Consider the following 24759-nt stretch of genomic DNA (forward strand, 5'->3'; position numbering starts at 1 on the left):
GACCGGCCGTGCCGGGCCGCCACCCCACCTTGATCACGCGATCCTAGGTCAGCGGACGGTGACGGTCCGTGGGGCGGAGAAGTCGCCCCAGGTGCCGTCGGGGAGGCGGGCGCGGAGGGTGAGGGTGTAGGTGGTGCCGGGTTTCGCCTGGGCCGGGAAGGTGTAGGTGGCGCGGCCGGTGGGCGGGGCCGCGCCCCAGACGATGGTGGTGGCGAAGCGGCCGTCGATGTGGAGTTCGTGGTGGGTGACGGGGCCTCCGGTCTCGGGCGGGGTCCAGGTGAGGGTGATCGCGCCGTCGGCGGAGGCGGCGGCGAGGGCGCGCGGGGAGGTGTTGGGGGGCGCGCCGGGGGCGGGGGCGGTGGTGAGTTCGGCCGGGGGGCTGTCCGGGGAGGAGTTCTCGGCGGCGTCGCGGGCGCGGAGGGTGAGGGAGTAGGCGGTGCCGGGGCGCAGGCCGGTGAGGCGGGCGGTGGTGGCGGTGCCGGGGGCGGTGTGGACGCGGACGCCGGCCTGGTGGACGTCGTAGGCGGTGACGCGGGTGTCGTCGCGGGCGGGGGTCCAGGTGAGGAGGGCGGCGGTGGGGCCGTCGGGGGTGGCGCGCAGGGTGCGGGGGGCGGTGGGGGGTTCGCGGTCCTCGGCGGTGGCGCGCAGGGTGGTGGCGGCGACGGCGGGGGTGGCGGGCGAGGTGTTGCCGGCGGCGTCGCGGGCGACGACGGCGAAGGTGTGGCGGCTGCCGGGGGCGAGGCCGGTGACGTCGGTCATCACGGTGGTGGCGGGGAGGTCCTTGACGGGGCGGCCGTCCTGGAGGACCTGGTAGCCGGTGACGGCGTGGTCGTCGGTGGCGGCCTCCCACATGACGTGGACGGTGGTGGAGCTGCCGGAGGCGGCGGTGAGGCCGGTGGGGGTGGTGGGCGGGGTGGAGTCCGGGGGTTCGGCGCGGGCGCAGGCGCCGAGCGCGAGTACGACCAACAGGCTTGCGGCGAGCGGGCGTTGGGGGCGTCGCACAGGCCGGCCTCCATCTCCATCGGAAAGGTCCAGACCTATATGGCACGCGGAGGGAGGGGTGCGCAAGGGGGCGTTGTCAGTGGGGTGCGCTTCACTGGAAACGTTACTCTCCGTAGTCGATTCTTGGGGGGATCATGACGGACCGTTGGCTGTACGTGGCGCCGGCCGGGGTGCGGCGGCGCGGCTGGAGCGACGCGATGATCCGGGAGCTGCTGGGGCTTCCGGACGTGCAGGGGCGCGATCCGCGGCGGTACGCGCTCACGCCGCTGCGGCTGTACCTGCTGGCGCGGGTGGAGGCGGTGGAGCGGACGCCCGAGTTCGCGGCGGCCTCCTCGTCCCTGGCGGAGCGGGGGCGGAGCACCGCCGTCGGGGTGCTGGCCGAGGGGCGGCGGGCGGCCGTCCTCGCGGCGATCCGGGCCGAGCCGCTCCTGGTGCCGAGGCTGCCGGCGGCCGAGCTGGAGCGGCGGGCGGCGCGCCACCGGCGGCTGCTGACGGCGCGCGGGGCGGGCGGCGGGGGCGGCGGGGCCTCGCCCGGCTCGCTGGTGCGGTGGCAGGTGGGCTATCTGCGGCAGACGCTGGCGCGGTACGAGACGCTGCTCGACGGGCTGTACGGCGACACGGGCCGCCGCGAGGCCGAGCGGCTGCTGCGGCGCAGGCAGTACGAGGCGATCGCCGCCGCCTATCCGGCGCTTGCCCCCGAGTGCGCCCGGCGGATCGCCCTGGAGTCGCGGTGAGGGCGCCGGGCGGCACGCCGCCGCCCCGGACCCCGCGGGGTGCGCGGGGTCCGGGGCGGGCGGGACCGAGGGCCTGGGGGCTGCGGGTCCTCTGGTGGCTAGTGGACGTGGGCCGCCTTCGCGGTGCGGGTCTCGGAGATCTCGTCGCCCGGTTCCATCGGCGCGGTCACCTCGTCGTCGTCCGCGCGCCGGCCGAAGTGGTTGAAGACCACGTTGAGCAGGACGGCGGCGACACAGCCGGTGGAGATGCCGGAGTCCAGGATGATCTGCGCCGTCTGCGGGAAGGCGTGGTAGAAGTCCGGCTTGGTGATCGGGATGATGCCGACCGCGATCGAGACGGCGACGATGAGGACGTTGTTGTCCTTCTCCAGGCCGGCCTTGACCAGGGTCTGGATGCCGCTGGCCGCGACCGAGCCGAAGAGGACGACGCCGGCGCCGCCCAGGACCGGGCGGGGCACCACCGAGATCAGCGAGGCCATCACCGGCGAGAGGCCCATCAGGACCAGCAGGCCGCCGCCGCAGGCGACGACGAAGCGGCTGCGGATCCGGGTCATGGCGACCAGGCCGACGTTCTGCGCGAAGGCGCTGCACATGAAGCCGTTGAAGAGCGGGCTGATCGCCGAGCCGAGGGTGTCGGCGCGCAGACCGGCCGCGATGGTCTTCTCGTCGGCGGGCCGCTCGACGATCTCGCCGAGCGCCAGCATGTCGGCGGTGGACTCGGTCATCGAGACCAGCATGACCACGCACATGGAGATGATCGCGGCGAGCGCGAACTGCGGGGCGCCGAAGTGGAAGGGGCTCGGGAAGCCGACGATGTCCGCCTCGGTCACCGGGGAGAAGTCGGTGGCGCCGAAGGGTATGGCGATCAGGGTGCCGAGGACCAGGCCGACGAGGACGGCGATCTGCTTCAGGAAGCCGCGGGTGAAGCGGCGCAGCAGCAGGACGATCGCCAGGGTGACGGCGGCCAGGGCGAGGAACTTGCCCGAACCGTAGTCGTCCGCCGCGGGGTTGGGACCCTGGGCCCAGCCGAAGGCCACCGGCAGCAGCGAGATGCCGATGAGGGTGATGACGGTGCCGGTGACCACCGGCGGGAAGAAGCGCACGAGCCGGGAGAACCACGGCGCGGCGAGGAAGCCGAGCAGACCGGCGACGATGATCGCGCCGAAGATGACGGGCAGCGCGTCCGCCTTGTCCTTCGTGGTGTCGATGATGGCGAGCATCGGGGCCACGCCCGCGAAGGTGACGCCGTTGACGAAGGGCAGCTTGGCGCCGATCTTCCAGACGCCGAGGGTCTGGAGGAAGGTGGCGAGTCCGGCGGTGAAGAGGCTGGCGCCGGTCAGGAAGGTGAGTTCGGTGCCGGAGAGGCCGACGGCCGCTCCGACGATCAGCGGCGGGGCCACGACTCCCGCGTACATGGCGGCCACGTGCTGGAGGCCGCTGGTGAACATCTTCAGTGGGGGCAGGGTCTCGTCGACCGGATGTCTGGTCCGGTCTCCGGGGTCGGTGCCTGCGTCTTGTGCATTGCGAACCTGGGGCTCGTCGGCCACGGCGGTTCCTCCGGTCGGTTACACGTCGGCGGTGACGCGGGTGTCTGGGAGGTGGTGCGATGCGGTGCGAAGTGCAGGAGGTGCGGCTCGGTGCGGGGTGGTGCGGTGCGCCGGAGGAAGGGGTGCGGCGCGGGTACGGGGTGCCCGGTGGGGGTGCGGGCGGGTGTGGCCGTCCCGGGCGGCGCCGTACGACGGGTGCGTACGGCGCCGCCCGGTCGGGCTGCCGCGGACCCCGCTCGGGTCCGCGGCGACCGGTCGGGGGCCGTCCCCCCCGACCGGACTCCGGGGGAGGGTCAGGCCTGGGCCGCGATGCGGGCCAGGCGCTGGGCCTCCGTGCGCGCGTCGCGCGCGATGGTGTCCTCGTCGACGGTGAGCAGCCGGTTGTTCTCGACGATCTGCTTGCCGTTGACGAAGGAGGCGGTGACCGGGGCGGCCGCGCCGAAGACGATGGCGGTGACCGGGTCGGCGATCGAGGAGTGGCCGAGGCCGTCGATCTTCCAGAGGACGAAGTCGGCGAGCTTGCCCGCTTCGAGGGAGCCGATGTTGTCGGCGCGGCCGAGGACCTCCGCGCCGCCGTAGGTGCCGAGGCGCAGGGCCTGGCGGGCGTTGAGCGCGGCCTCGCGGTGGGCGCCGAGGCGGTTGATGAGGAGGGCGTTGCGCAGCTCGGTGTGGAGTTCGCCGGACTCGTTGGAGGCGGTGCCGTCGACGCCGAGGCCGACCGGGACGCCCGCCTTCAGCATGTCGGGGACGCGGGCGATGCCGGCGGCGAGGCGCGCGTTCGACGAGGGGCAGTGGGCCACACCGGTCTTGGTGCGGGCGAAGGCGGCGATGTCGGAGTCGTTCATGTGGACGCAGTGCGCCATCCACACGTCCTCGCCGAGGAAGCCGGTCGACTCGAAGTAGTCGGTCGGGCCCATGCCGAAGAGCTCGTGGCAGAACTTCTCCTCCTCCACGGTCTCCGAGCCGTGGGTGTGCATGCGCACGCCGAGGCGGCGGCCGAGGGCGGCGCCCTCGCGGAGCAGCTCGGTGGAGATGGAGAACGGCGAACAGGGGGCGACGGCGACCTGCGTCATCGAGTCGAAGGAGGCGTCGTGGAACTTCTTGACGGTCTCCTCGGTCGCGGCGAGCGCGCCCTCGGTGGTCTCGACGGCGAAGTCCGGCGGCAGGCCGCCGTCCTTCTCGCTGCGGTCCATGGAGCCGCGGGCCAGGGTGAAGCGCACGCCCATCTCGGAGGCGGCGCCGATGATGGCGCCGGAGAGGTCGCCGGAGCCCTTCGGGAAGACGTAGTGGTGGTCCATGGCGGTGGTGACGCCGCCGCGGGCCATCATGGCGAGCGAGCCCTGGGCGGCGACGCGCACCATCTGCTCGTCGATGCGGGCCCAGGTCGGGTAGAGCGCGACCAGCCAGTTGAAGAGGTTGTGGTCGGTGGCCAGGCCCCGGGTGATCCACTGGTAGAAGTGGTGGTGGGTGTTGACCAGGCCCGGGGTGATCAGATGACCGGTGGCGTCGATCCGCCGGACCACGTTCTCCAGGTTCTCGGGGGCCTTGCCGGGGCCGAGGGACTCGATCCTGTTGTCGGCGACGACGAGGTAGCCGGAGGCGTACTCGGTGTCGTTCGCGTCGACGGTGGCGATCGCCGCGTTCTCGATGACGATGCGCTGGGCTGCCGAAGGTGCTGCCATGGCGGTGCTTCCTTCATTCCTCATGGGTGGGGTGGGCACGGCAGGACCCTAGGAGGATTTGAGTGCCGGGGCCGTCTGACGGCTCCGGGTGCCGAGATGATGGAAGAACAGGTTCAGCAGGACGGCGACGAGCGCGCCGGCGCTGATGCCGGAGCCGAGCACGGTCTGTGCCCAGGCGGGGAAGCCGGCGTAGAAGGTGGGTGCGGCGAGCGGGATGATGCCCGCGCCGAGCGCGACGGCCACCAGGATGATGTTGGAGCTGTCGTCGAGACCGGCCTCGGAGAGGGTCCGGATGCCGCTGACCGCGATGGAGCCGAAGAGGACGATGCCGGCGCCGCCGAGGACGGGCATCGGGACCATGGAGACGACCGCGCCGAGCACCGGGAAGGCGCCGAGCACCAGGAGGGCGCCGCCGGCGACGGCGACCACGTAGCGGGAGCGGACCCGGGTGAGCGAGACGACGCCGACGTTCTGCGCGAAGGCGGAGGTCGGGAAGCCGCCGAAGACGGGGCCGAGCAGGGTGGCGATGCCGTCGGTGCGCAGGCCCCGGGTGATGGTCCTGCCGTCGCTGGGACGCTCGCAGATCTCGCCGAGGGCGAGCATGCCGGCGCTGGACTCGGTCATCAGGACCAGCATCACGATGCACAGGGAGAGGATCGCGGCGGGCTGGAACTCGGGGGCGCCGAAGGCGAAGGGGGAGGGCAGGGCGGCGACGGGCGCCTCGCGCAGGGCGGTGAAGTCCGCCATCCCGAAGGGGATCGCGGCGAGGGTGCCGATGAGCAGGCCGAGGAGCAGGGCGATCTGCTTGACGAAGCCGCGGCCGAAGCGCTGGAAGAGCAGGACGACGACCAGGGTGAAGCCGGCGAGGGCGAGGTACTTCATGGCGCCGAAGTCGGCGGCGGTCTTGTCGCCGCCCTGGGCCCAGCTGACGGGCACCGGCATCAGGGTGACGCCGATCAGGGTGATGACGACGCCGGTGACGAGCGGCGGGAAGAAGCGCAGGAGCCGGCCGAAGAAGGGGCCGACGGCGAGACAGAAGACTCCGGCGACCATGACCGCGCCGTAGATGGCGGGGAGCTGGTGTCCGGGGGCGCTCGTCTCGGCGATGGCCAGCATGGGGGCGATGCCCGCGGAGGAGGCCGCGTTGACGAACGGGAGCCGGTTGCCGGCGAAGTTCCGGATGCCGAGGGTCTGCAGGATGGTGGCGAGACCGGCGATCAGGAGGCTGGCGGCGATGCGCCGGGTCATCCCGGCCGCGTCCAGGCCGACGGCCTGGCCGATGATGAGCGGAGGGGTGACGACGCCGGCGTACATGGCGGCGATGTGCTGGAGCGCCGCGGGGACGAGCCGCGAGGCGGGGAGTTTCTCGTCGACCGGATGGCCGGCGGCCTGGGCAGGGGCCTCGGTGGTCGACGGGGTGGAACACGGGCCTTCGGCGGACGCCGGCCCCTTTGCGGGCAGTGCCATGCTGGGTTCCCTCCGGTCTGGTGCCGGTCCCCGCCCGACTGCGGGCGGGCGGGGACCGGGTCACTCAGTGCCGCTCAGAGATGTGGTGCCACTCAGAGGTTGGTCATGTCGACCGGGATCAGCGCCTCGGCGCCGTCGCGCAGGACCGTGGCCTCGATGAGGCCGTACATGCGGTCCGCGGCGTAGTAGACCTCGTTGTCGTTCTTGAGCCCGAAGGGCTCCAGGTCCACGAGGAAGTGGTGCTTGTTGGGGAGCGAGAAGCGCACCTCGTCGATCTCCGCGCGGTGGTTGATGATCCGCGTGGCCATCTGGTACAGCGTCTGCTGGAGGGAGTACGAGTAGGTCTCCGCGAACGCCTCGAGCATGTGCTTCCGGGTCTGCTCGTAGGACCGCTCCCAGTTGGGCATGCGCTGGTCGTCGTCGGTCCAGTTGAACCGCCAGCGGCCGGAGACCTGGGTGGCCAGGATGCGGTCGTACGCCTCCTGGAGGGTGGTGTACTGGTCCTTGATGTAGCCCCAGAACTCCGAGTTGGTGGAGTTCATGACGACGAGGTCCTTGAGGCCGGAGATGACCTCCCACTTCTCGCCGTCGTAGGTGATCTGGGTGACGCGGGTCTCCTGGCCCTTGCGGGCGAAGGAGTGGTTGACCTCGTCGGCGCCGATGAACTTGGAGTTGGCGTCCGAGGAGGCGATGCGCTCCCAGGAGTACTCCTCGATCCGGATCCGGGCCCGCTTGATCGGCTCCTGGCTCGTCACGAAGTGACGGGCGAGGTGGATGCCGAACTGCTCGGCGGACTCGATGCCGTACTCCTTGGCGAACGCGAAGACGGTGTTCTTCGTCGTGTCGGTGGGGAGGCAGTGGGCGTTGGAGCCGGTGAGGTGGACGTCGCTGAGGTCGCCGGAGAGGGCGACGGAGACGTTCAGGTCCTTGATGTGGTGGGTGGCGCCGTCCCGCGTGATCTTGACGACGCGGTTCTCTGCTTTGCCGTACTGGTTCTGGCCGAGAATCGTGGGCATGTCTGCTAGCTCCCTCGGTAAACGGAGTAGCCGAACGGGTTGAGCAGCAGCGGTACGTGGTAGTGCTCGCCCGGCGTGACGGCGAACGTGATCGCCACCTCCGGGAAGAAAGCACCCTCCGGACCGCTGTCCCGATTCGCGGGGGCGTCCTGCTGCGCCTCGGCTTGCTGGTTCTGCTTGCTCAGGAAGTACGCCTCGGTCTCGAAGTCGAGGCGTACGTGGGTGGTGCCGACCGGCAGGGCCGGCAGGTCCTTGCACCGTCCGTCGGCGTCGGTGGCCGAGCCGCCGAGCGCGACCCAGGCGGCGTCGGAGCCGGCGCGGGCGGCGAGGGTGATCGCCACGCCCTCCGCGGGGCGTCCGATGCTGGTGTCCAGGATGTGGGTGGACACCGAGGCCGTGGTGTCGGTGCTCATGCGGCGCTCTCTTCCTCTACGAGACGGGTGAGCCGGATGCGGTTGATCTTGCCCAGTTCGGTGCGGACGATCTCGCGCTCCCGCTCGGGCGAGTTGCCGATCCGGTCCTTGACCGCGTCGCGCATCTGCTCGCCGGTCCTGCCGGTGGCGCAGATGAGGAAAACGTGGCCGAAGCGTTCCTGGTAGGCCAGGTTCAGTTCGAGCATCTCGGCCTTGAGCTCGGCGGAGGAGCCGGCCATCCCGCTCTGCTCGCGGGTGGAGGTGGCATCCCCTTCCTTCGGACGACCGATCGGCGGGTGGCCCGCCATCGCCTCGGCCAGGTCCTCGGCGGTGAGCTCGGCCATGGCGGCGTCGCTGGCGAGGAAGAGGGCTTCGGCGGTGGTGTACGGGCGCTGGGCGAGGATCTTGCTCCCCCACGCCGAGCTGGAGCACACCTCGTGGAGCGCGGCGAGAGCCTCGCTGTCCGCCGAGGTGTTGAACCGGATGAGGCCCGGTGTCGTACCTGAAGTCACGGGAAGCCTCCGTGGCTGTTTTTCGCTGTGCGTCGGACGGGCTGCGGATAGCTAACGCCCTCGGCAACAGGACGTCAACACTTTGTTGAAAACTCGGTGACACAAAAGCCGTCGTCCCGGCATGCGGACGACGGCTTGTGGCCATTCTTGATCAACTAAGCGTTCTTGGAGGCGTTTTCCCTGTTCAGGTAGTTGTAGACGGTGAAGCGGCTGACACCGAGTGCACCGGCCACCGTCTCCACTCCATGACGGACGGAGAAGGCGCCGCGCGCCTCCAGGAGCCGCACGACCTCCTGCTTGGCCTTGCGGTCCAGTTCGGCCAGCGGCATCCCGTGCCGGCGCTCCATCGCCGCGAGGATGCGGTCCAGGGAGTCCGACAGCTGCGGCAGCCGTACGGCGAGGACGTCCTCGCCCTCCCAGGACAGCACGATGTCGTCGGCCGCGGCCTGCGCCGGCTCCAGCACTTCCGCGCCCATCGCGTCGACCAGCGGCTTCACCGCCGCCGCCAAGGGATGCTCGGTCACTTCTCGTCCTCCCCGCCCTCACCGATCACGTTGACCTGGAGCGAGACCCGGGTGGCACCGGCACCGAGCGCCTTGCGCAGCAGCTCGTCGACGGCGGTGAGGACGGCGTCGGCGCCGCCTTCCGCGGTGTTGCCGAAGGGGCCGACATCGACGGCGTCCAGTTCGGCCGACTGGATGACCTCACGAGCCACGACCGCGTGGGCCGGCGCCTCGTCGAGGTCGAACGGCTCGGTCGTGAACTCCACTCTCAAACGCACCATGCCCCCACGCTACGGCCCGGACCAGGGCCTGGGGAGCCCCGAAGTCGGAGGGAGCCCTTGACAAGCCGGGCACTCCGCTTGCAGCATTCCGTCAGACAGAAAACGACTTCCGCAATACGGAAGGAGCGCCGCCCCTCATGGGATACACGGACCAGCGCTTCGATGTGAACCTGTCGATCCTCTTCACGGAACTCCCGCTCCTGGAGCGCCCCGCGGCCGCCGCCGCGGCCGGCTTCACCGCGGTCGAGCTGTGGTGGCCCTGGATCGACACCGCCACCCCCGAGCAGAGCGAGCTCGACGCCCTCAAGAAGGCCCTTGAGGACGCCGGCACCCAGCTGGTGGGCCTGAACTTCTACGCCGGACAGCTCCCCGGCCCGGACCGCGGCGCGGTCTCGGTCCCGGGCGAGGAGTCCGACCGCTTCCAGGCCAACATCGACATCGCCGCGGACTTCGCCGCCTCGGTCGGCTGCAAGGCGCTCAACGCGCTCTACGGCAACCGCGTGGAGGGCGTCGACCCGGAGGTCCAGGACGCCCTCGCCCTGGAGAACCTGATCCTGGCGGCCCGCGCCGCCGACCGCGTCGGCGCGATCCTGCTGATCGAGACCCTGAACAAGCCGGAGTCGCCGCTCTACCCGCTGGTGAGCGCCCCCTCCGCGATCGAGGTCGTCGACAAGGTGAACGAGGCCACCGGGCTCGGCAACGCCAAGTTCCTCCTCGACATCTACCACCTGGCCATGAACGGCGAGGACGTCAGCGCCGTCATCGCCGAGTACGCGGCGAAGACCGGCCACGTCCAGATCGCGGACATGCCGGGCCGCGGCGCCCCGGGCACCGGCGAGCTCCCGCTGGAGCAGCTCCTCGACGAGCTGAAGAAGGCCGGTTACGACGGCTGGGTGGGCCTGGAGTACAAGGCCGCCGACGCCGCCGCGTCCTTCGAATGGCTCGCCGCCGAGGCCCGCCCGGCCCGCTGACGCAGGCCCCCTCCCCCGTACCACCTTGTTTTGAGAGGCACCCTCATGAGCAACCTCCCCAAGATCGCGTGGATCGGCCTCGGCATCATGGGCTCCCCCATGTCCGAGAACCTGATCAAGGCCGGTTACTCGGTCACCGGCTTCACGCTGGAGCAGGACAAGCTGGACCGCCTGGCCGCCGCCGGCGGCACCGTGGCCGGCTCGATCGCCGAGGCCGTCAAGGACGCCGACGTGGTCATCACGATGGTGCCCGCCTCCCCGCAGGTCGAGGCCATCTCCTACGGCCCCGAGGGCATCCTGGAGAACGCCAAGCAGGGCGCGCTGATCATCGACATGTCGTCGATCACCCCGCAGACCTCGGTCGACCTGGCGAAGAACGCCAAGGAGAAGGGCATCCGCGTCATCGACGCCCCCGTCTCCGGCGGCGAGGCCGGCGCCATCGAGGCCGTGCTCTCCATCATGGTCGGCGGCGAGCAGGCCGACTTCGACGAGGCCCTCCCGATCCTGGAGGCCCTCGGCAAGGTCATCGTGCTCTGCGGCCCGCACGGCTCCGGCCAGACGGTCAAGGCGGCCAACCAGCTCATCGTCGCCGTGAACATCCAGGCGTGCGCCGAGGCCGTGGTCTTCCTGGAGAAGTCCGGCGTGAACCTCAACGCCGCCCTCGACGTCCTCAACGGCGGTCTGGCCGGCTCGACCGTGCTGACCCGCAAGAAGGACAACTTCCTGAACCGGGACTTCAAGCCCGGCTTCCGGATCGACCTGCACCACAAGGACATGGGCATCGTGACCGACGCCGCCCGCAACGTCGGCGCGGCCCTCCCGGTCGGCGCCGTGGTCGCCCAGCTCGTCGCCTCGCTGCGCGCGCAGGGTGACGGCGGCCTGGACCACTCGGCCCTGCTCCGCGCCGTCGAGCGCCTCTCCGGCGCCCAGGTCTGATCCACCGCCCCGGATCCCCGGGGCCCCAGATTTCCGGTCGGCGGCGGTGCTGACACCTGTCCTGTCGCGCCCAGGCGCCGCCGCCGACCGGAACACCACACTTCATTTTCAACAAACTGTTGACGTCGTGTTTCGAGCGAACTTACGCTCCACGGCATCGTCATCAGCAGGTTCCTGTACGGAAAGGCCACCATGTCGAAGCGCGTGCTTACGACCGAGTCCGGCGCCCCCGTCGCCGACAACCAGAACTCCGCCACCGCCGGCGTCGGTGGCCCTCTCCTCCTCCAGGACCAGCACCTGCTGGAGAAGCTCGCGCGCTTCAACCGTGAGCGGATCCCGGAGCGCGTGGTGCACGCCCGCGGCTCCGGCGCGTACGGCTACTTCGAGGTGACCGACGACGTCACCGGCTTCACCAAGGCCGACTTCCTCTCCGAGGTGGGCCGGAAGACCGAGCTGTTCATCCGCTTCTCCACCGTGGCCGACTCGCTCGGCGGCGCGGACGCGGTCCGCGACCCGCGCGGCTTCGCGGTGAAGTTCTACACCGCCGAGGGCAACTACGACCTCGTCGGCAACAACACCCCGGTGTTCTTCATCAAGGACCCGATCAAGTTCCCCGACTTCATCCACTCCCAGAAGCGCGACCCCTTCACGGGCAAGCAGGAGGCGGACAACGTCTGGGACTTCTGGGCCCACGCCCCCGAGGCCACCCACCAGATCACCTGGCTCATGGGCGACCGCGGCATCCCGGCCTCGTACCGTCACATGAACGGCTACGGCTCGCACACCTACCAGTGGACCAACGAGGCGGGCGAGGCCTTCTTCGTCAAGTACCACTTCAAGACGAACCAGGGCATCCGCTCCCTCTCCGCCGACCAGGCCGCCGAGCTCGTCGGCAAGGACGCCAACTCGCACCAGACGGACCTGCTCCAGGCCATCGAGCGCGGCGTGAACCCGTCCTGGACCCTGTACGTGCAGGTCATGCCGGCCGCCGAGGCCGCGGACTACCGCTTCAACCCGTTCGACCTCACCAAGGTGTGGCCGCACAGCGACTACCCGCTGCAGCGCGTGGGCCGCATGGTCCTCGACCGCAACCCGGACAACGTCTTCGCCGAGGTCGAGCAGGCCGCGTTCTCCCCGAACAACTTCGTGCCGGGCATCGGCCCCTCGCCGGACAAGATGCTCCAGGGCCGTCTCTTCGCCTACGCGGACGCCCACCGCTACCGCCTCGGCGTCAACCACACCCAGCTCGCGGTGAACGCCCCCAAGGCGACCGTGGCCGAGAACTACGGCCGCGACGGCGCCATGGCGACCCGCAACGGCTCGCGGTACGACAAGAACTACGAGCCCAACTCGTACCAGGGCCCGGCCCAGACCGACGCCGCGCTCGCCGCGCCGCTCGCGATCCACGGCTGGACCGGCACCCACGCCGCTCCGCAGCACACCAAGGACGACGACTTCTTCCAGGCCGGCGAGCTGTACCGCCTGATGTCGGAGGAGGAGAAGTCCCGCCTGATCGCCAACATCGCCGGCGGTCTCTCCCAGGTGTCCCGCGAGGACGTCATCGAGAAGAACCTCGCCCACTTCGCCGCCGCCGACGCCGAGTACGGCAAGCGCGTCGAGGAGGCCGTCCGCGCCCTGCGCGAGGACTAGTCGTCTCGAATTCCCAGACCGCGTACGGCATCTGACGGGAGGTCAATGCCGTACGCCGTCCGGAACACCGGCCCGGATGAGGGGTGGCCGGTGTTCATGGACAGCGTGAGGACCGCGGTGGCTGCGAGCCAGTGCGGTGGCCAGGACGCCCGGCCCCCCTTCCAGACCTGAAGGAAGGGACCGGCCGGAGCGTCCGTCGGAGCCACCGCGGTCCCAACGCCCTCCCCCACCCCGGGAGCCCACAGGCTCCGCCCGGCGGCGCGAACATCCTGTCGCGCCGGCCTCGCACCGCCGGGCGGTCACAGACGAGAGCGCGGAACCAGGTTTACGGTCCCTGGTTCCGCGCTCTTTCGTCGTATCCGTACGCCGGGACCGCCGTCCCCCGCGCCGGGGCAGCGCATCGTTTCTGCGGTGAAGATCCGCACCCGCTCGGGGGAGCGCACCGCGATGCGCCTCCCGTGCGCCCCGGTTCCGGCGCTATCCACCCGTACGTGATCAAGAACCTGATGCGCGGGCTCGTCCCGCTCGCCCTCGTCCTGTCCCCGCTCGCCGCCCCCGTGCCCACCGCCTCCGCGGGCGTCCAGCTCTTCCCCGACGCGCTCGCCGAACTCACCGAGGCCACCGAGGACTCGGCGGGATTCGAGGAGTCGGCGTTCCCGCACTGGGACAAGGGCCTCGACGCGGCCGACGACTGCGACACCCGCGCCGAGGTGCTCCTCGCGGAGGCCGTCGAGGCGCCCGCCACGGGCGGCGCCTGCGCCCTGACCGGCGGCAGGTGGGCCTCGTACTACGACGGCCAGACCGTCACCGACCCGGCGCTGCTCCGCGTCGACCACCTGGTGCCCCTGGCGGAGGCGTGGGCCTCGGGCGCGTCCGGCTGGACGGCGGCGCGGCGGGCGAAGTACGCCAACGACCAGGGGGCCGCGGCCACCCTGGTCGCCGTCACCGCCCGCAGCCAGAAGGCCAAGGGGACCCAGGACCCGGCCGAGTGGGTGCCGGACGGGAACGCCGCGTACTGCCGCTACGTCGGCGAGTGGGTCGGCACGAAGCTGCGCTGGGGGCTGTCCGTCGACAAGGACGAGATGGAGGCGCTCAAGCTGTTCGCCGACGGGCCGTGCGAGGAGACGGTCGTGCAGCGCTCGACAGCCCCGCGGTGAGCGCGGCGGTGACGGCGAGCGAGGCCACCGCGAGGAGGGCCATCGCCGTCGCCGGCGAGGTCAGCTGCGCGAGCCCGCCCGCCAGGGCCGCGGCGAGGCCCTGGCAGGCGAGCATCCCGGAGCCGTGCAGGCCGAGCGCGTGCCCGCGCGACTCCTCCGGGACGAGCGCGAGCAGCCGCTCCTGGTACAGCAGGCTCGCGCCGTAGCCGACCGCGGAGACGACGACGGCCGCGCCCGCCAGGACCGGCGGCAGCCCCGTACCGAGCGCGAAGAGCAGGTACGGGGCGGCCAGCAGGCCCTGGAGGGGCGCGGCGAGCCGTCCGCGCAGCCGCGGCGGCACGAACCGCCCGACGACCGTGTCCCCGGCGAGCATGCCGACGGCGGCGCAGGCGAAGAGCAGCCCGGCGCGGTCGGGGGCGTAGGGGACGAAGAGCGCCTCGCAGCCGACGATCAGCCCGTTGGGCACCCAGAGCGCGAGGTAGAGCAGGCGGCGGTGGCGGTCGGCGAGGAGCCGGCCGTTGGCCCGCCAGGTCTCGGCGGCCGAGGCGCGGCCGGAGGCGCGGGGCGGGCGGGCGGTGAGCCCGAAGCGGTAGAGGAGCGCGGCGAGGAGGTAGAGGGCGGCGCCGGCCAGGAGGACCCCGCGCGGGGAGAGCACCGCGAGCAGGACGCCGCCGGCGGCGAAGCCCGCGATCTGGCAGACGCCGGCGGCCATGTTCGTCACCGCCCGCCCGAGCAGGAAGCGCTCGCGCGGCAGGATCTCGCCGAGCAGCCCGAGCCGCACCCCGCCGCCGAGCGACCCGACGACGCCGAGCACGGCGAGCAGCCCGAAGGCGGCGGCGAGCGGCACCCCCGGCACGGCCTGGACGGCCGTGCCCGCCGCGAACACCACGGCGACGACGGCGAGCGCCGTACGGGGCGGCAGCCGGTCGGCGGCGGAGAGCAGCGTGGTGGCACCGAGCAGCTGGGCGAGCGACGGCCCGAACAGCGCGAGCGCGCTCAGCAGCGGCGACCCGGTCGCGTCGAACACGAGCGTGGCGAGCCCGAGCCCCGCGACGGTCTGCGCGGCGGTCTGCGCGGAGCCGGCGAGGAAGAGGGGGACGAATTCGGGGGTACGGAACAGGTCGCGGTAGCCCGCGGCGGCGGGCGCCTCGGAGGCGGAGAGGGACATGCCGGGGATTCTGGGGAGACCGGGACGGGCCCCGGTACTGTTTCGCGGTCCCGCGAAACAGTGGGCGCGGGGCGGGACGAGCGGCGACGCTCGGCGTCCGGGACGAGCGGGGAGCCTGTCGCGGGGACGAGCGGGAAGACGAGCCGGAGTTCCGCCGCGGGAGTTCCGCCGCGGGAGATCGTCTGCGGCGGCTCGACCGCGGGGACAAGCGGGGAATCGGCGCCGGGGACGAGCGGGGACTCGGCCGCCGGAACGAGCGGGGAAGGGAGCGGGCATGGGGTGGTGGCGGATCGGGGCGGACACGCTCGCGGGCGGCCGGTTCGTGGTGTCGCCGCTCGCCGAGACCGTCGCCGCGCTGAAGGCGCTGCACGTCGGGCGGGCCGGGCACCCGGGCGAACGGGGGTGGCTGGCGGAGCACCTGCCGGCCTACCGGGCGCGGCTCGCGGCCGAGCCGCTGGACGGGCTGCTGGTCCGGGCGGCGATCAGCCCCACCTGGAACGCGGACTTCCTCACGCCCACCCCGCTGGGCGAGGGCGAGCGGTGCTTCGAGGAGGAGGTGGCGGTGGTCCGCGCGACCGGACAGCCGGCCGCCCTGGCCGATCTGGCGGTCTCGGTCGGCGGCCCGGTGCCGGAGCCGCTGGCCTCGGCGCGCGATCTGCCGGGGCGCCTCGCGGAGCTGCTGACCTGGGTGTGGCGGGAGACGGTGCTGCCGGAGTGGCCGCGGCGGCGCCGGGTGATGGAGGCCGATGTGACGGCCAGGACCGCGCGCCTTGCCCGGGACGGCTGGGCGGCGGCGCTGGACGAGCTGTGCCCGGGGAAGATGCGGTGGCTGGGGAACGGCCGGCTCCAGGTCAACGCCCGGGACTATCCACCGCGTTCGGTGGAGGGCGGCCGGCTGCTGCTGGTGCCGGTGACGCCGGTGACGGGCTGGGTGTCCTGGGACGCGGAGCGCCCCGGCGAGGAGCGGTACGCGATCGTCTATCCCTGCGCGGGAGTGCTCGCCGACGGCGCCGGCCCGACGGTGCCGGAGGCGCTCGGCGCGCTGCTCGGACCGGCCCGGGCGGGGGTCCTGCTGCGCCTCGGATCCCCCTTGTCCACCAGCCAGTTGGTGGCGCTGACCGGGCAGGGCCTGGGGTCGGTGGGGCGGCATCTGAAGGTGCTGCACGACGCCGGTCTGGTGCGCCGCAGGAGGGCGGGCCGGTCGGTGCTGTACGACTGGACGGAGGCCGGCGCCGTCCTCGTACGGGCGCAGCGGCCGGCTTCCTAGAACCCGGCCCAGGCGCGCAGGCGTTCGCCGAGGACGACGGCGTGCGCGAGCCCCGCGAGGGCGTCGGGGCCGGCCGGCACGCCCTGGCGGGCGAGGATGCCGGCGAGGGCGGCCCAGTGGGCGGCGGCGGCCTGCTCCTGGGTCTGGTCGCCGTAGGGCTCGTCGGGGCCGACGACCGTGCGGGCGTCGTCCTCCAGGGACGCGCGGGTGAGGTGGGTCCGGATGTCGCCGTCGCCGAGGACGCTCTCGTTCCAGCCGCGGTCGTCGAGGAGGACCAGGGCGCGCCCGTCGGAGAGTTCGGCCTCCAGGCGGGCGGAGACCGACAGCTGCCGGCGGGTGGTGTGGGCCTCGTCGAGCTCGACGTGGGTGACGAGGCGGGTGGGGACGGCAGGGGTGGTCATGGTGTCCACGGTAGACGCAGCGTGCCCGGCCGGATGGAGCCGGCCGGGCACGTTTCGAGCGGGACGGGAGCGTCCCGGGCGGGCCCGCCCGCGCCCGTCACGTGGACGACGGGCGCGGGCGGGAACCGGGGGCGGGCCCCGAGGGGCCCGGCGGTCAGACCGCGAGCGGCTTGATCGCCGTCGGGGCGTGGCCGGGCTCGGTGGCCAGGTCCTCGAACTCCGTGACGTCGCTCATGTCGACGGTCTTGCTCATCGCGATGTTGGTGATGCGCTCCAGGATCGCCTCGACGACGACCGGGACCCGGTACTCGACGGCCATCTTCTTGGCCTGCTCCAGGGCCTCGCCCAGCTTCTCGGGGTCCTCGACGCGGATCGCCTTGACGCCGAGGCCCTCGGCGACCTTGACGTGGTCGACGCCGTAGACGCCGATCTCGGGGGTGTTGATGTTCTCGAACTCGAGGTTGACCTCGAAGTTGATGCCGAGGCCGCCCTGCGCCTGCCGGATGAGGCCGAGGTAGGCGTTGTTCACGAGGACGTGGACGTAGGGGACCTTGTGCTGGGCGGCGACTGCCAGCTCCTCGATCATGAACTGGAAGTCGTAGTCGCCGGAGAGCGCGACGACCGGGGTCTCCGGGTCGGCGGTGGCGGCGCCGATGGCGGCGGGGATGGTCCAGCCGAGCGGGCCGGCCTGGCCGCAGTTGATCCAGTGGCGCGGCTTGTAGACGTGGAGGAACTGGGCGGCGGCGATCTGGGAGAGGCCGATGGTGGTGACGTACCGGGTCTCCGGGCCGAAGGCCTTGTTCATCTCCTCGTAGACGCGCTGCGGCTTGATCGGGATGTTGTCGAAGTGCGTCCGGCGCTGGAGGGTGGCCTTGCGCTCCTGCGCGGAGGCGGCCCAGGCGGTGAAGTCGGGGAGCTTGCCCTCGGCCTTCCACTCCTTGGCGATGGCGACGAAGAGCTCCAGGGCGGCCTTGGCGTCGGAGGCGACGCCGTAGTCCGGGGCGAAGATCTTGCCGAGCTGGGTGGGCTCGATGTCGACGTGGACGAACTTGCGGCCGGCCGTGTACGCGTCGAGGTTGTAGCCGGTGTGACGGTTGGCCCAGCGGTTGCCGATGCCGATGACGACGTCGGACTCCAGGAAGGTCGCGTTGCCGTAGCGGTGCGCGGTCTGGACGCCGACCATGCCGGCGGCGAGCTCGTGGTCGTCCGGGATGGTACCCCAGCCCATGAGGGTGGAGATGACCGGGATGTTCGTCAGCTCGGCGAACTCGACGAGGAGGTCGGAGGCGTCGGCGTTGATGATGCCGCCGCCGGCGACGATCAGCGGGCGCTCGGCCTCCAGGAGGAAGGAGAGCGCCTTCTCGGCCTGGGCGCGGGTGGCCGTCGGCTTGTAGACGGGCAGCGGCTCGTAGGTCTCGGGGTCGAACTCGATCTCGGTGAGCTGGACGTCGATCGGCAGGTCGATGAGGACCGGGCCGGGACGGCCGGAGCGCATCAGGTGGAAGGCCTGCTGGAAGACGCCGGGGACCTGCGCGGCCTCCAGGACGGTGGTGGCCTTCTTGGTGACGGGCGCGGCGATCGAGGCGATGTCGACGGCCTGGAAGTCCTCCTTGTGGAGCTTCGAGACCGGGGCCTGGCCGGTGATGCACAGGATCGGGATGGAGTCGGCGATCGCCGAGTACAGGCCGGTGATCATGTCGGTGCCGGCGGGGCCGGAGGTGCCGATGCAGACACCGATGTTGCCGGCCTTGGCGCGGGTGTAGCCCTCCGCCATGTGGGAGGCGCCCTCGACGTGGCGGGCCAGCGTGTGGCCGATGCCGCCGACGTTCTTGAGCTCGCGGTAGAAGGGGTTGATCGCCGCGCCGGGCACGCCGAAGGCGTTGGTGACGCCTTCGCGCTTGAGGATCTCAACGGCCGCTGCGGCGGCGGTCATACGAGGCATGGGAGTGCTCCTGCTCGGCCGGTCGGTCGCAGGTTCCGGGCGGGCCGCCCGTCCCTGTTTCCGTAATGCGGAAGAACTGTTCTGCTATACGGAAGCAATGTAGGTGGGGGCTCGGGAAGCCGTCAAGGGAGCGCCCACCAGACGGGCACAAGACGGACCTCGAAGAGGCCCCGGAGAGGCCCCGGAGAGGCCCCCGAGAGGCTTCGGGCCCGCCTCCGGAAGGCCCCGGAACCCCGGCCCGATGGCCGAAGTCGCACCCCCGCGCGGCCGGATTGGTGGACCATGGGCGGACGGGAAGAGGGGGTTCGGTGTGGGTGAGTCGGTGTCGGTGCGCTGCCCTGAGTGCCTGCGGAGCCATACGTACGCGCCGCCCGCCTTCCCCTGCGCCTGCGGGACCCCCGTCGTCCCGCCCGTGGTCCCGGACGCGACCGCCGAACCCGTCCGGCACCGGACCTGGCTGGACGCGTGGGTGACCGTCCGCTGCGACGCCTGCGGCCGCGAGGGCGAATGGCCCCACCCCGAGCTGGGCTGCGCCTGCGGCGCCGTGCTGAGGATCCCGGTGGCCCCCGCCTCCGGCCCGGTGGGTGCGGGCCCGGCGACCCCCGTCCCGGTGCCGCCGAGGACGGACCCGCAGGAGGGATACGGCTCCGAGGGGTACGGGCCTGAGGGGTACGGGCCCGAGGGGTACGGGCCTGAGGGGTACGGCTCCGAGAGGCCTGGTCCCGTCCCGTACGCGCCGGACGACGACTCCGCCGACCCCGGCACCGGCCTCTTCGCCGCCCTGGACGGCGAGGTCGGAGAGGCCGGAGAGGCGGGCAGGACGGGCGAGGCGGGCGAGGCGGGCGAGAGCACGGAGCTGCTGCCGGGCACCGGGCCCGTCACGGACTGGTTCGGGGCCCCTCCCCGGTCCTTCGCCGAGCGGTACCCGGCGCACATCCCTCCACCGCCGACCGTGCCCCGGCCCTCACCGGGGCGGGGCGCGTACCGGCCGGTGACGATCCGGACGGCGCGGGACGCGGTCGCCGCGGCGGCGACGTATCTGCACTGGCTCGGCTTCCGGGAGATCGTGCAGCCGGAGGACCGGCACTCCCCCGGGGTGGACCTGCGCGGGCCCGGACTCGTCGCCCAGGTCGACCCCAGCACCCGGCCGGCCGGACTGCGGGCCGTGGAGTGCCTGTGGCTGAACGGCCTCAGCGCCTCCGCCGTGAGCGTCTTCTTCTCGCTCGCCGGCTACACCCCCGAGGCCCGGTCCCGCGCCGCCGAGATACGGCTCCCGCTCTTCGTCCTCGACCTCACCGGCACCCCGCAGCCCGTGAACGACGCCGCCGACGAACTGACCTCCGGCGGCGCCATCTGAGCCCTCACGGGCCGATCGGGGATACGAATCCGGCCATCCACGCGTGACGATCACGCTCCCCCGGGCAGAACCCTCCTGGGGGTGGACGGCATGGGAACGGGGACGGGGTGGTTCGTGGCGGCGGCGTGCGCCGCCTGGGCCGAGGTGCTGGTCGCGGCGGTGCTGCTGCGCGTCCGGGGCGGGAGCAGCGACGGCGTCCCCGGCGGCGCCCCGCCCGGCCCCGAGGCGCTGGCGCTGCTGCGCGGCGGACGGCGGGCCGCCGTGACGGTCGCGCTCGTCGCGCTGCACCAGCGGGGCGCGGTCGCGGCGGGACGCAAACACACGGTTCGGGCCAACGGCGGGCCAGGGCGCACCCGGGACCCGGTCCAGCTCGGCGTCCACCGCTCGCTGCGCAACGCCCTCCCGCCGCGCGCGCTCGCCCTGCGCCCCGAGGCGCGCCGGGCGGTGGACGCGCTGCGGGACGACCTGGGGCGGGCCGGGTTCCTTCGCCCGCCGGGACGGCGGCGCGCGGCCCGGCTGCTGCTCGCGGCGGCGCCGGCCACGCTCGCGGCGGGGCTGCTGATCGCGGACGCCGGGGCACAGGACGGGCCCGGGCTCGTGCTCGTCCTCGCCGCCGGGGTGCCGGCGCTCCTGGCCGTGGCCGCGCTGCTGCGGCTGCCGCCGGCCACCGGGGCCGCCCGACGGCTCCTCGCCGAGCTGCGGGAGCGGCACCCGCTGCCGGCGCACCGGCGGGAGGTGACGGACGGCCGGCTGGTCCAGCTGTACGTGGCGCTGTACGGCGACCCGGCGCTCGCGCTGTTCCTGCCGCGCTTCTCCCGGGACGGGGGGCTGCTCGGCCATCGGGCCTCCGACGGGCGGTGAGGCCGGGCCATACTGTCGTATGCGCATCCGAGCGGCCGCACCGGCCGAACTCCCGCTGCTCCAGTCCATCGAGCGCGCGGCGGGCGAACCCTTCCGCACCCTCGGTATGACGGCGATCGCCGACGACGAACCCCTCCCCCTCGACGTCCTGGAGGGGTATCGCGCGGCGGGCCGGGCCTGGGTGGCGGTCGACGGGACCGACCGTCCCGTCGCCTATCTGATCGCGGACACGGTCGACGGCGCCGCCCACATCGAGCAGGTCTCCGTCCACCCGGAGGCCGCCCGCCGGGGCGTCGGCCGGGCCCTGATCGAACACCTGGCGGAGGCCGCCCGGCAGGAGGGCCTGACGGCCCTCACCCTCACGACCTTCACCGAAGTGCCCTGGAACGCCCCCTACTACGCCCGCCTCGGCTTCCGCCCCCTCACCGACACCGACCCCGCCCTCACCGACGGCCTGCGGGAGATCAGCCGCGCCGAGGCCGCCCACGGCCTGGCGGCCTGGCCCCGCGTCTGCATGCGCCGGGAGCTGGCGGGGTCGTAGGCGGGCCTCGGCGCGCCTAGGCGCCGTAGCGCTCGCGGAGTTCCACCTTGCGGACCTTGCCGCTGACCGTCATCGGGAACTCGGCGAGGATCTCGACGCGGCGCGGGACCTTGTAGTGGGCGAGGCGGTCGCGGCAGAAGGCGGTGACGTCGTCGAGGGTGGGCGGGTCGGCCGGGTCGCGCGGGATCACACAGGCGAGGATCTCCTCGCCGTAGCGCTCGTCGGGGACGCCGACGACCTGGACGTCGGCGATCTTGGGGTGGGTGTAGAGGAACTCCTCGATCTCGCGCGGATAGACGTTCTCGCCGCCGCGGATGATCATGTCCTTGATGCGGCCGACGATCCGCACGTAGCCGTCCTCGCGCATCGTCGCGAGGTCGCCGGTGTGCATCCAGCGGCCCGCGTCGACGACTTCGGCGGTCTTCTCCGGCTCGTCCCAGTAGCCGAGCATCACGCTGTAGCCACGGGTGCACAGTTCGCCCGCGGTGCCGCGCGGCACGGTGAGGCCGGTGGCCGGGTCGACGACCTTCACCTCGATGTGCGGCAGGACCCGGCCGACGGTGCCGGTGCGCCGCTCCAGGTCGTCGTCGCGGCGCGTCTGGGTGGAGACCGGCGAGGTCTCCGTCATGCCGTAACAGATCGACACCTCCGCCATGTTCATCTCGGTGACCACCCGCTTCATCACCTCCACCGGGCACGGCGAGCCCGCCATGATGCCGGTGCGCAGCGAGGAGAGGTCGTACGCGGCGAAGTCGGGGAGGTTCAACTCGGCGATGAACATGGTCGGTACGCCGTAGAGGGAGGTGCAGCGCTCCTCCTGGACGGCGCGGAGGGTCGCCGCCGGGTCGAAGGAGGGGGCCGGGATGACGATGCAGGCGCCGTGCGAGGTGGCCGCCAGATTGCCCATCACCATGCCGAAACAGTGGTAGAAGGGCACCGGCACGCAGATCCGGTCCTCCTCGGTGTAGGCGATCATCTCGCCCACGAAATAACCGTTGTTGAGGATGTTGTGGTGGGAGAGCGTGGCGCCCTTCGGGAAGCCGGTGGTGCCCGAGGTGTACTGGATGTTGACCGGCTCGTCGGCGGAGAGCGGCTCCGGCACGAGCCCGCCGGACGGGCGGGCCGCGAAGGCGTCCCAGGTGGGGTCGCCGAAGTACACCGCCTCCCGCAGCGCGGGGCAGTCGCCGCGCACCTCCTCGACCATCGCCCGGTAGTCGCTGGTTTTGTGGCTGAGCGAGGCGAAGAGCAGCGATATCCCCGACTGGCGCAGCACGAAGGCGAGTTCATGGGAGCGGTAGGCCGGGTTGATGGTGACCATGACGGCGCCGACGCGGGCGGTGGCGTACTGGACGAGGACCCACTCGGCGCGGTTCACCGCCCAGATCCCCACCCGGTCGCCCTTGCGGACGCCGCTGCCGAGCAGGGCGCCGGCGATCCGGTCGACGTCGGCGCCGAACTCGGCGTAGGTCCAGCGCCGTCCGTCGGCGAGGTCGACCAGGGCCTCCCTGTCGGGCCAGGCGGCGACGGCCCGGTCGAGGTCGGCTCCGATGGTGTCGCCGAGCAGCGGGGTGTCCGCCACCCCGTGCGCGTACGAGAGCTCCGTGGCGGTCATGCCGGGTCCCTTCGGTGGTGTGCGTCGTGGAGCGGCGCGGGGGTCTTGGTGGGGGTTGTTGGTGGGGTTCTTCGGGGGGTGGTTCGGGGGGGTGGTTCCTGGACCGGGTCCGCGCGCGCCTCGCGGACCCGGGTCGGTGGGCTCCGTCCCGTACTCCGGGTCCGTGCGGTTCGTCAGTTCACGCCGCGGTCGAGGCCGTCCCAGTACGGCTCGCGGAGCTTGAACTTCTGGATCTTGCCGGTGGCGGTGCGCGGGATGTCCTGGCGGAACTCCACGCTCGTCGGTGCCTTGTAGCCCGCCATCCGCTCCTTGCAGTGCGCGATGATCTCCGCCTCCGAGACCGTCGCGCCGTCCGCGGTGACGACGAGCGCCTTGATCGTCTCGCCCCACTTCTCGTCCGGGACGCCGATCACGGCCACCTCGGCGACCGCCGGGTGACGGAAGATCACGTCCTCGACCTCGATCGACGAGACGTTCTCGCCGCCGGTGATGATGACGTCCTTCTTCCGGTCCGAGATCGTCAGGTGCCCGTCCGTCTCGTCGAAGGTGCCGCCGTCGCCGGTGTGGAACCAGCCGTCCTCCAGGGCGGCCGCGCTCTCCTCGGGCTTGTCCCAGTACCCGTCGAGGACCGTGTTGGAGCGGGCCAGCACCTCGCCCGTGCCGGAGAGTTCCATCTTCACGCCGAGCGCGGGCAGCCCGGCCCGGGACAGTTTCCGGGCACGCTCCTCCGCGGGCAGGTGCGCGTCCTGCGGGCGGAGGCGGTTGAAGGTCAGCAGCGGCGAGGTCTCCGTCAGGCCGTAGATCTGCGTGAACTCCCAGCCCAGTTCCTCCTCGACCCGCTGGATCAGCCGGCTCGGCGGCGGCGCGCCCGCGCACACGATCCGCACCCGGTCGCGGCCCGGCACCGGGCCGTCCCAGTCGGCCGCCGCGTCCACGACCGCCTTCCAGACGGCGGGCGCCCCGCACATCAGGGTGACGCCGTGCTCGTCGACCCGGCGCAGGATCTCCGCGCCGTCGACCTTCCGCAGCACCACCTGCTTCACGCCGAGCCCGGCCATGACGTACGGCATGCCCCAGCCGTTGCAGTGGAACATCGGCAGGGTGTGCAGGTAGACGTCCCGCTCCCACACGCGCGTGTGCAGGCCGAAGGTCAGGCCGTTGACCCAGATGTTGCGGTGCGTCAGCTGCACGCCCTTGGGGCGGGCCGTCGTGCCGGAGGTGTAGTTGATCGTCGCCGTCGCGTCCTCGTCGGGCGCCGACCACGGGCGCGGCTCGACCCCGAACCGCATGAGGCCGGTGTCCGTCGCCTCGCCCAGCACGAAGCGGTGCCGCGTCCTCACCCCCGCCAGGGCCGCGTCGAGCTCCGGGTCGACGAGCAGCACCGACGCGCCGCTCTGCTCCACGAGGTACGCGACCTCCTCCGGCTTCAGCCGGAAGTTGACCGGTACGCAGATCCGCCCACTCATCGGCAGCGCGAACAACAGCTCCAGGAGGCGGGCCGAGTTGTGGCTCGCCACCGCCACCCGCTCGCCCTCCCGCACGCCCAGCGCGTCGAACCCGGCCTGCCAGGCCCGCACCCGCTCGGCGAAGGTCCCGTAGGTGGTCGTGGGAACGGCCCTCGCGGGCTGATCCGGCTCGTCCACCACCGCCGGGCCGTCGCGGAAGCCGAGCTCCGCCCGCTCCAGGAAGTCGGTGATCGTCATCGGTACACGCATCGGTGTCGCCTCTTCGCAGATAGG

23 protein-coding genes are annotated in these 24759 nt (G+C 72.4%); 9 read left to right on the plus strand and 14 right to left on the minus strand.

Annotated elements, in window-relative coordinates; all coding sequences use genetic code 11:
* Positions 1-48 precede the first annotated feature (48 nt).
* The gene (locus tag ABZ621_RS32730) at positions 49-1002 is read right to left on the minus strand and encodes a fibronectin type III domain-containing protein (RefSeq protein WP_360610087.1); all 954 of its coding nucleotides are present in this window, start codon (positions 1000-1002) and stop codon (positions 49-51) included.
* Positions 1003-1136: 134 nt separating this feature from the next.
* On the opposite strand from ABZ621_RS32730, the gene ABZ621_RS32735 reads away from it, so the two are divergent.
* Positions 1137-1736: a hypothetical protein gene (locus tag ABZ621_RS32735; protein WP_360610088.1), complete on the plus strand. Its 600-nt coding sequence runs from the start codon at positions 1137-1139 to the stop codon at positions 1734-1736.
* 98 nt (positions 1737-1834) lie between these two features.
* Here ABZ621_RS32735 and ABZ621_RS32740 read toward each other — a convergent pair whose 3' ends face one another.
* The 8 genes from ABZ621_RS32740 to ABZ621_RS32775 all read right to left on the minus strand — a co-directional run bounded on the left by ABZ621_RS32740 (position 1835) and on the right by ABZ621_RS32775 (position 9154).
* A complete protein-coding gene (locus ABZ621_RS32740; protein WP_360610126.1) occupies positions 1835-3184 on the minus strand; it encodes a nucleobase:cation symporter-2 family protein in 1350 nt (449 codons plus the stop codon).
* Positions 3185-3576: 392 nt separating this feature from the next.
* Positions 3577-4965, minus strand: coding sequence for an 8-oxoguanine deaminase (locus ABZ621_RS32745; protein WP_360610089.1), 1389 nt, complete (start codon positions 4963-4965; stop codon positions 3577-3579).
* Between the two features lie 48 nt (positions 4966-5013).
* Positions 5014-6432 (minus strand): nucleobase:cation symporter-2 family protein, encoded by a 1419-nt coding sequence (locus ABZ621_RS32750; protein WP_360610090.1) that lies wholly within the window; start codon positions 6430-6432, stop codon positions 5014-5016.
* 92 nt (positions 6433-6524) lie between these two features.
* Positions 6525-7448 (minus strand): factor-independent urate hydroxylase, encoded by a 924-nt coding sequence (gene pucL / locus ABZ621_RS32755; RefSeq protein ID WP_360610091.1) that lies wholly within the window; start codon positions 7446-7448, stop codon positions 6525-6527.
* A 5-nt stretch (positions 7449-7453) separates the two neighbouring features.
* Entirely contained in the window at positions 7454-7861 is a 408-nt protein-coding gene (gene uraH / locus ABZ621_RS32760) for a hydroxyisourate hydrolase (protein ID WP_360610092.1), read from the minus strand.
* Positions 7858-8373 carry a 2-oxo-4-hydroxy-4-carboxy-5-ureidoimidazoline decarboxylase gene (uraD, locus tag ABZ621_RS32765; protein WP_360610093.1) on the minus strand — a complete coding sequence of 172 codons (516 nt, stop codon included), beginning with the start codon at positions 8371-8373 and terminating at the stop codon, positions 7858-7860. The genes uraH and uraD overlap by 4 nt, the downstream gene beginning before the upstream one ends.
* Positions 8374-8528: 155 nt before the next feature.
* Positions 8529-8849, minus strand: coding sequence for a helix-turn-helix domain-containing protein (locus ABZ621_RS32770; RefSeq protein WP_360610127.1), 321 nt, complete (start codon positions 8847-8849; stop codon positions 8529-8531).
* A gap of 44 nt (positions 8850-8893) precedes the next feature.
* Positions 8894-9154, minus strand: coding sequence for a hypothetical protein (locus ABZ621_RS32775; RefSeq protein ID WP_360610128.1), 261 nt, complete (start codon positions 9152-9154; stop codon positions 8894-8896).
* A gap of 140 nt (positions 9155-9294) precedes the next feature.
* Between ABZ621_RS32775 and ABZ621_RS32780 the strand changes: the two genes are divergently transcribed.
* From ABZ621_RS32780 to ABZ621_RS32795, 4 genes are all read left to right on the plus strand, one after another.
* On the plus strand, positions 9295-10128 hold the full coding sequence (locus tag ABZ621_RS32780; protein WP_360610094.1) for a TIM barrel protein: 834 nt from the start codon (positions 9295-9297) through the stop codon (positions 10126-10128).
* 45 nt (positions 10129-10173) lie between these two features.
* Entirely contained in the window at positions 10174-11064 is an 891-nt protein-coding gene (locus ABZ621_RS32785) for a 2-hydroxy-3-oxopropionate reductase (protein ID WP_360610095.1), read from the plus strand.
* A 192-nt stretch (positions 11065-11256) separates the two neighbouring features.
* Positions 11257-12714, plus strand: a complete 1458-nt coding sequence (locus ABZ621_RS32790; RefSeq protein ID WP_360610096.1) for a catalase — start codon at positions 11257-11259, stop codon at positions 12712-12714.
* A 491-nt stretch (positions 12715-13205) separates the two neighbouring features.
* Positions 13206-13871 carry an HNH endonuclease gene (locus tag ABZ621_RS32795; protein WP_360610097.1) on the plus strand — a complete coding sequence of 222 codons (666 nt, stop codon included), beginning with the start codon at positions 13206-13208 and terminating at the stop codon, positions 13869-13871.
* On the opposite strand, the gene ABZ621_RS32800 is transcribed toward ABZ621_RS32795, so the two are convergent.
* Positions 13807-15039: an MFS transporter gene (locus ABZ621_RS32800; RefSeq protein ID WP_360610098.1), complete on the minus strand. Its 1233-nt coding sequence runs from the start codon at positions 15037-15039 to the stop codon at positions 13807-13809. The two genes, ABZ621_RS32795 and ABZ621_RS32800, sit on opposite strands and share 65 nt — an antisense overlap.
* 274 nt (positions 15040-15313) lie before the next feature.
* Here ABZ621_RS32800 and ABZ621_RS32805 point away from each other — a divergent pair, with 274 nt between their 5' ends.
* Complete coding sequence (locus ABZ621_RS32805; protein ID WP_360610099.1) at positions 15314-16306, plus strand: ArsR family transcriptional regulator; 993 nt, start codon at positions 15314-15316, stop codon at positions 16304-16306.
* Here ABZ621_RS32805 and ABZ621_RS32810 read toward each other — a convergent pair.
* Positions 16303-16707, minus strand: a complete 405-nt coding sequence (locus ABZ621_RS32810; RefSeq protein ID WP_360610100.1) for a hypothetical protein — start codon at positions 16705-16707, stop codon at positions 16303-16305. The two genes, ABZ621_RS32805 and ABZ621_RS32810, sit on opposite strands and share 4 nt — an antisense overlap.
* Before the next feature lie 154 nt (positions 16708-16861).
* Positions 16862-18649: a glyoxylate carboligase gene (gcl, locus tag ABZ621_RS32815; RefSeq protein WP_360610101.1), complete on the minus strand. Its 1788-nt coding sequence runs from the start codon at positions 18647-18649 to the stop codon at positions 16862-16864.
* A gap of 310 nt (positions 18650-18959) precedes the next feature.
* Between gcl and ABZ621_RS32820 the strand changes: the two genes are divergently transcribed.
* From ABZ621_RS32820 to ABZ621_RS32830, 3 genes are all read left to right on the plus strand, one after another.
* Positions 18960-20006 (plus strand): hypothetical protein, encoded by a 1047-nt coding sequence (locus ABZ621_RS32820; protein ID WP_360610102.1) that lies wholly within the window; start codon positions 18960-18962, stop codon positions 20004-20006.
* A gap of 90 nt (positions 20007-20096) precedes the next feature.
* Positions 20097-20867: a TIGR04222 domain-containing membrane protein gene (locus ABZ621_RS32825; RefSeq protein WP_360610103.1), complete on the plus strand. Its 771-nt coding sequence runs from the start codon at positions 20097-20099 to the stop codon at positions 20865-20867.
* 19 nt (positions 20868-20886) lie between these two features.
* Positions 20887-21408 (plus strand): GNAT family N-acetyltransferase, encoded by a 522-nt coding sequence (locus ABZ621_RS32830; RefSeq protein WP_360610104.1) that lies wholly within the window; start codon positions 20887-20889, stop codon positions 21406-21408.
* Positions 21409-21424: 16 nt separating this feature from the next.
* On the opposite strand, the gene ABZ621_RS32835 is transcribed toward ABZ621_RS32830, so the two are convergent.
* Together ABZ621_RS32835 and ABZ621_RS32840 are read right to left on the minus strand one after the other, a co-directional pair.
* On the minus strand, positions 21425-23020 hold the full coding sequence (locus ABZ621_RS32835) for an AMP-binding protein (RefSeq protein ID WP_360610105.1): 1596 nt from the start codon (positions 23018-23020) through the stop codon (positions 21425-21427).
* A gap of 173 nt (positions 23021-23193) precedes the next feature.
* Complete coding sequence (locus ABZ621_RS32840; RefSeq protein WP_360610106.1) at positions 23194-24735, minus strand: AMP-binding protein; 1542 nt, start codon at positions 24733-24735, stop codon at positions 23194-23196.
* Positions 24736-24759: the final 24 nt, after the last annotated feature.

The sequence above is a fragment of the Streptomyces sp. NPDC007863 genome (genome assembly GCF_040633895.1).
In the GTDB taxonomy this organism is placed as follows: domain Bacteria; phylum Actinomycetota; class Actinomycetes; order Streptomycetales; family Streptomycetaceae; genus Streptomyces.

What these genes read in the sequence shown, in the direction of transcription:
- ABZ621_RS32735 (WP_360610088.1), top strand. Translation starts at nt 1,137, where the DNA reads ATGACGGACCGTTGGCTGTACGTGGCGCCGGCCGGGGTGCGGCGGCGC.
- ABZ621_RS32740 (WP_360610126.1), bottom strand. Translation starts at nt 3,184, where the DNA reads ATGTTCACCAGCGGCCTCCAGCACGTGGCCGCCATGTACGCGGGAGTC.
- ABZ621_RS32745 (WP_360610089.1), bottom strand. Translation starts at nt 4,965, where the DNA reads ATGGCAGCACCTTCGGCAGCCCAGCGCATCGTCATCGAGAACGCGGCG.
- ABZ621_RS32750 (WP_360610090.1), bottom strand. Translation starts at nt 6,432, where the DNA reads ATGGCACTGCCCGCAAAGGGGCCGGCGTCCGCCGAAGGCCCGTGTTCC.
- pucL (WP_360610091.1), bottom strand. Translation starts at nt 7,448, where the DNA reads ATGCCCACGATTCTCGGCCAGAACCAGTACGGCAAAGCAGAGAACCGC.
- uraH (WP_360610092.1), bottom strand. Translation starts at nt 7,861, where the DNA reads ATGAGCACCGACACCACGGCCTCGGTGTCCACCCACATCCTGGACACC.
- ABZ621_RS32770 (WP_360610127.1), bottom strand. Translation starts at nt 8,849, where the DNA reads ATGGGCGCGGAAGTGCTGGAGCCGGCGCAGGCCGCGGCCGACGACATC.
- ABZ621_RS32780 (WP_360610094.1), top strand. Translation starts at nt 9,295, where the DNA reads ATGGGATACACGGACCAGCGCTTCGATGTGAACCTGTCGATCCTCTTC.
- ABZ621_RS32785 (WP_360610095.1), top strand. Translation starts at nt 10,174, where the DNA reads ATGAGCAACCTCCCCAAGATCGCGTGGATCGGCCTCGGCATCATGGGC.
- ABZ621_RS32790 (WP_360610096.1), top strand. Translation starts at nt 11,257, where the DNA reads ATGTCGAAGCGCGTGCTTACGACCGAGTCCGGCGCCCCCGTCGCCGAC.
- ABZ621_RS32800 (WP_360610098.1), bottom strand. Translation starts at nt 15,039, where the DNA reads ATGTCCCTCTCCGCCTCCGAGGCGCCCGCCGCCGCGGGCTACCGCGAC.
- ABZ621_RS32805 (WP_360610099.1), top strand. Translation starts at nt 15,314, where the DNA reads ATGGGGTGGTGGCGGATCGGGGCGGACACGCTCGCGGGCGGCCGGTTC.
- ABZ621_RS32810 (WP_360610100.1), bottom strand. Translation starts at nt 16,707, where the DNA reads ATGACCACCCCTGCCGTCCCCACCCGCCTCGTCACCCACGTCGAGCTC.
- gcl (WP_360610101.1), bottom strand. Translation starts at nt 18,649, where the DNA reads ATGCCTCGTATGACCGCCGCCGCAGCGGCCGTTGAGATCCTCAAGCGC.
- ABZ621_RS32825 (WP_360610103.1), top strand. Translation starts at nt 20,097, where the DNA reads ATGGGAACGGGGACGGGGTGGTTCGTGGCGGCGGCGTGCGCCGCCTGG.
- ABZ621_RS32830 (WP_360610104.1), top strand. Translation starts at nt 20,887, where the DNA reads ATGCGCATCCGAGCGGCCGCACCGGCCGAACTCCCGCTGCTCCAGTCC.
- ABZ621_RS32835 (WP_360610105.1), bottom strand. Translation starts at nt 23,020, where the DNA reads ATGACCGCCACGGAGCTCTCGTACGCGCACGGGGTGGCGGACACCCCG.
- ABZ621_RS32840 (WP_360610106.1), bottom strand. Translation starts at nt 24,735, where the DNA reads ATGCGTGTACCGATGACGATCACCGACTTCCTGGAGCGGGCGGAGCTC.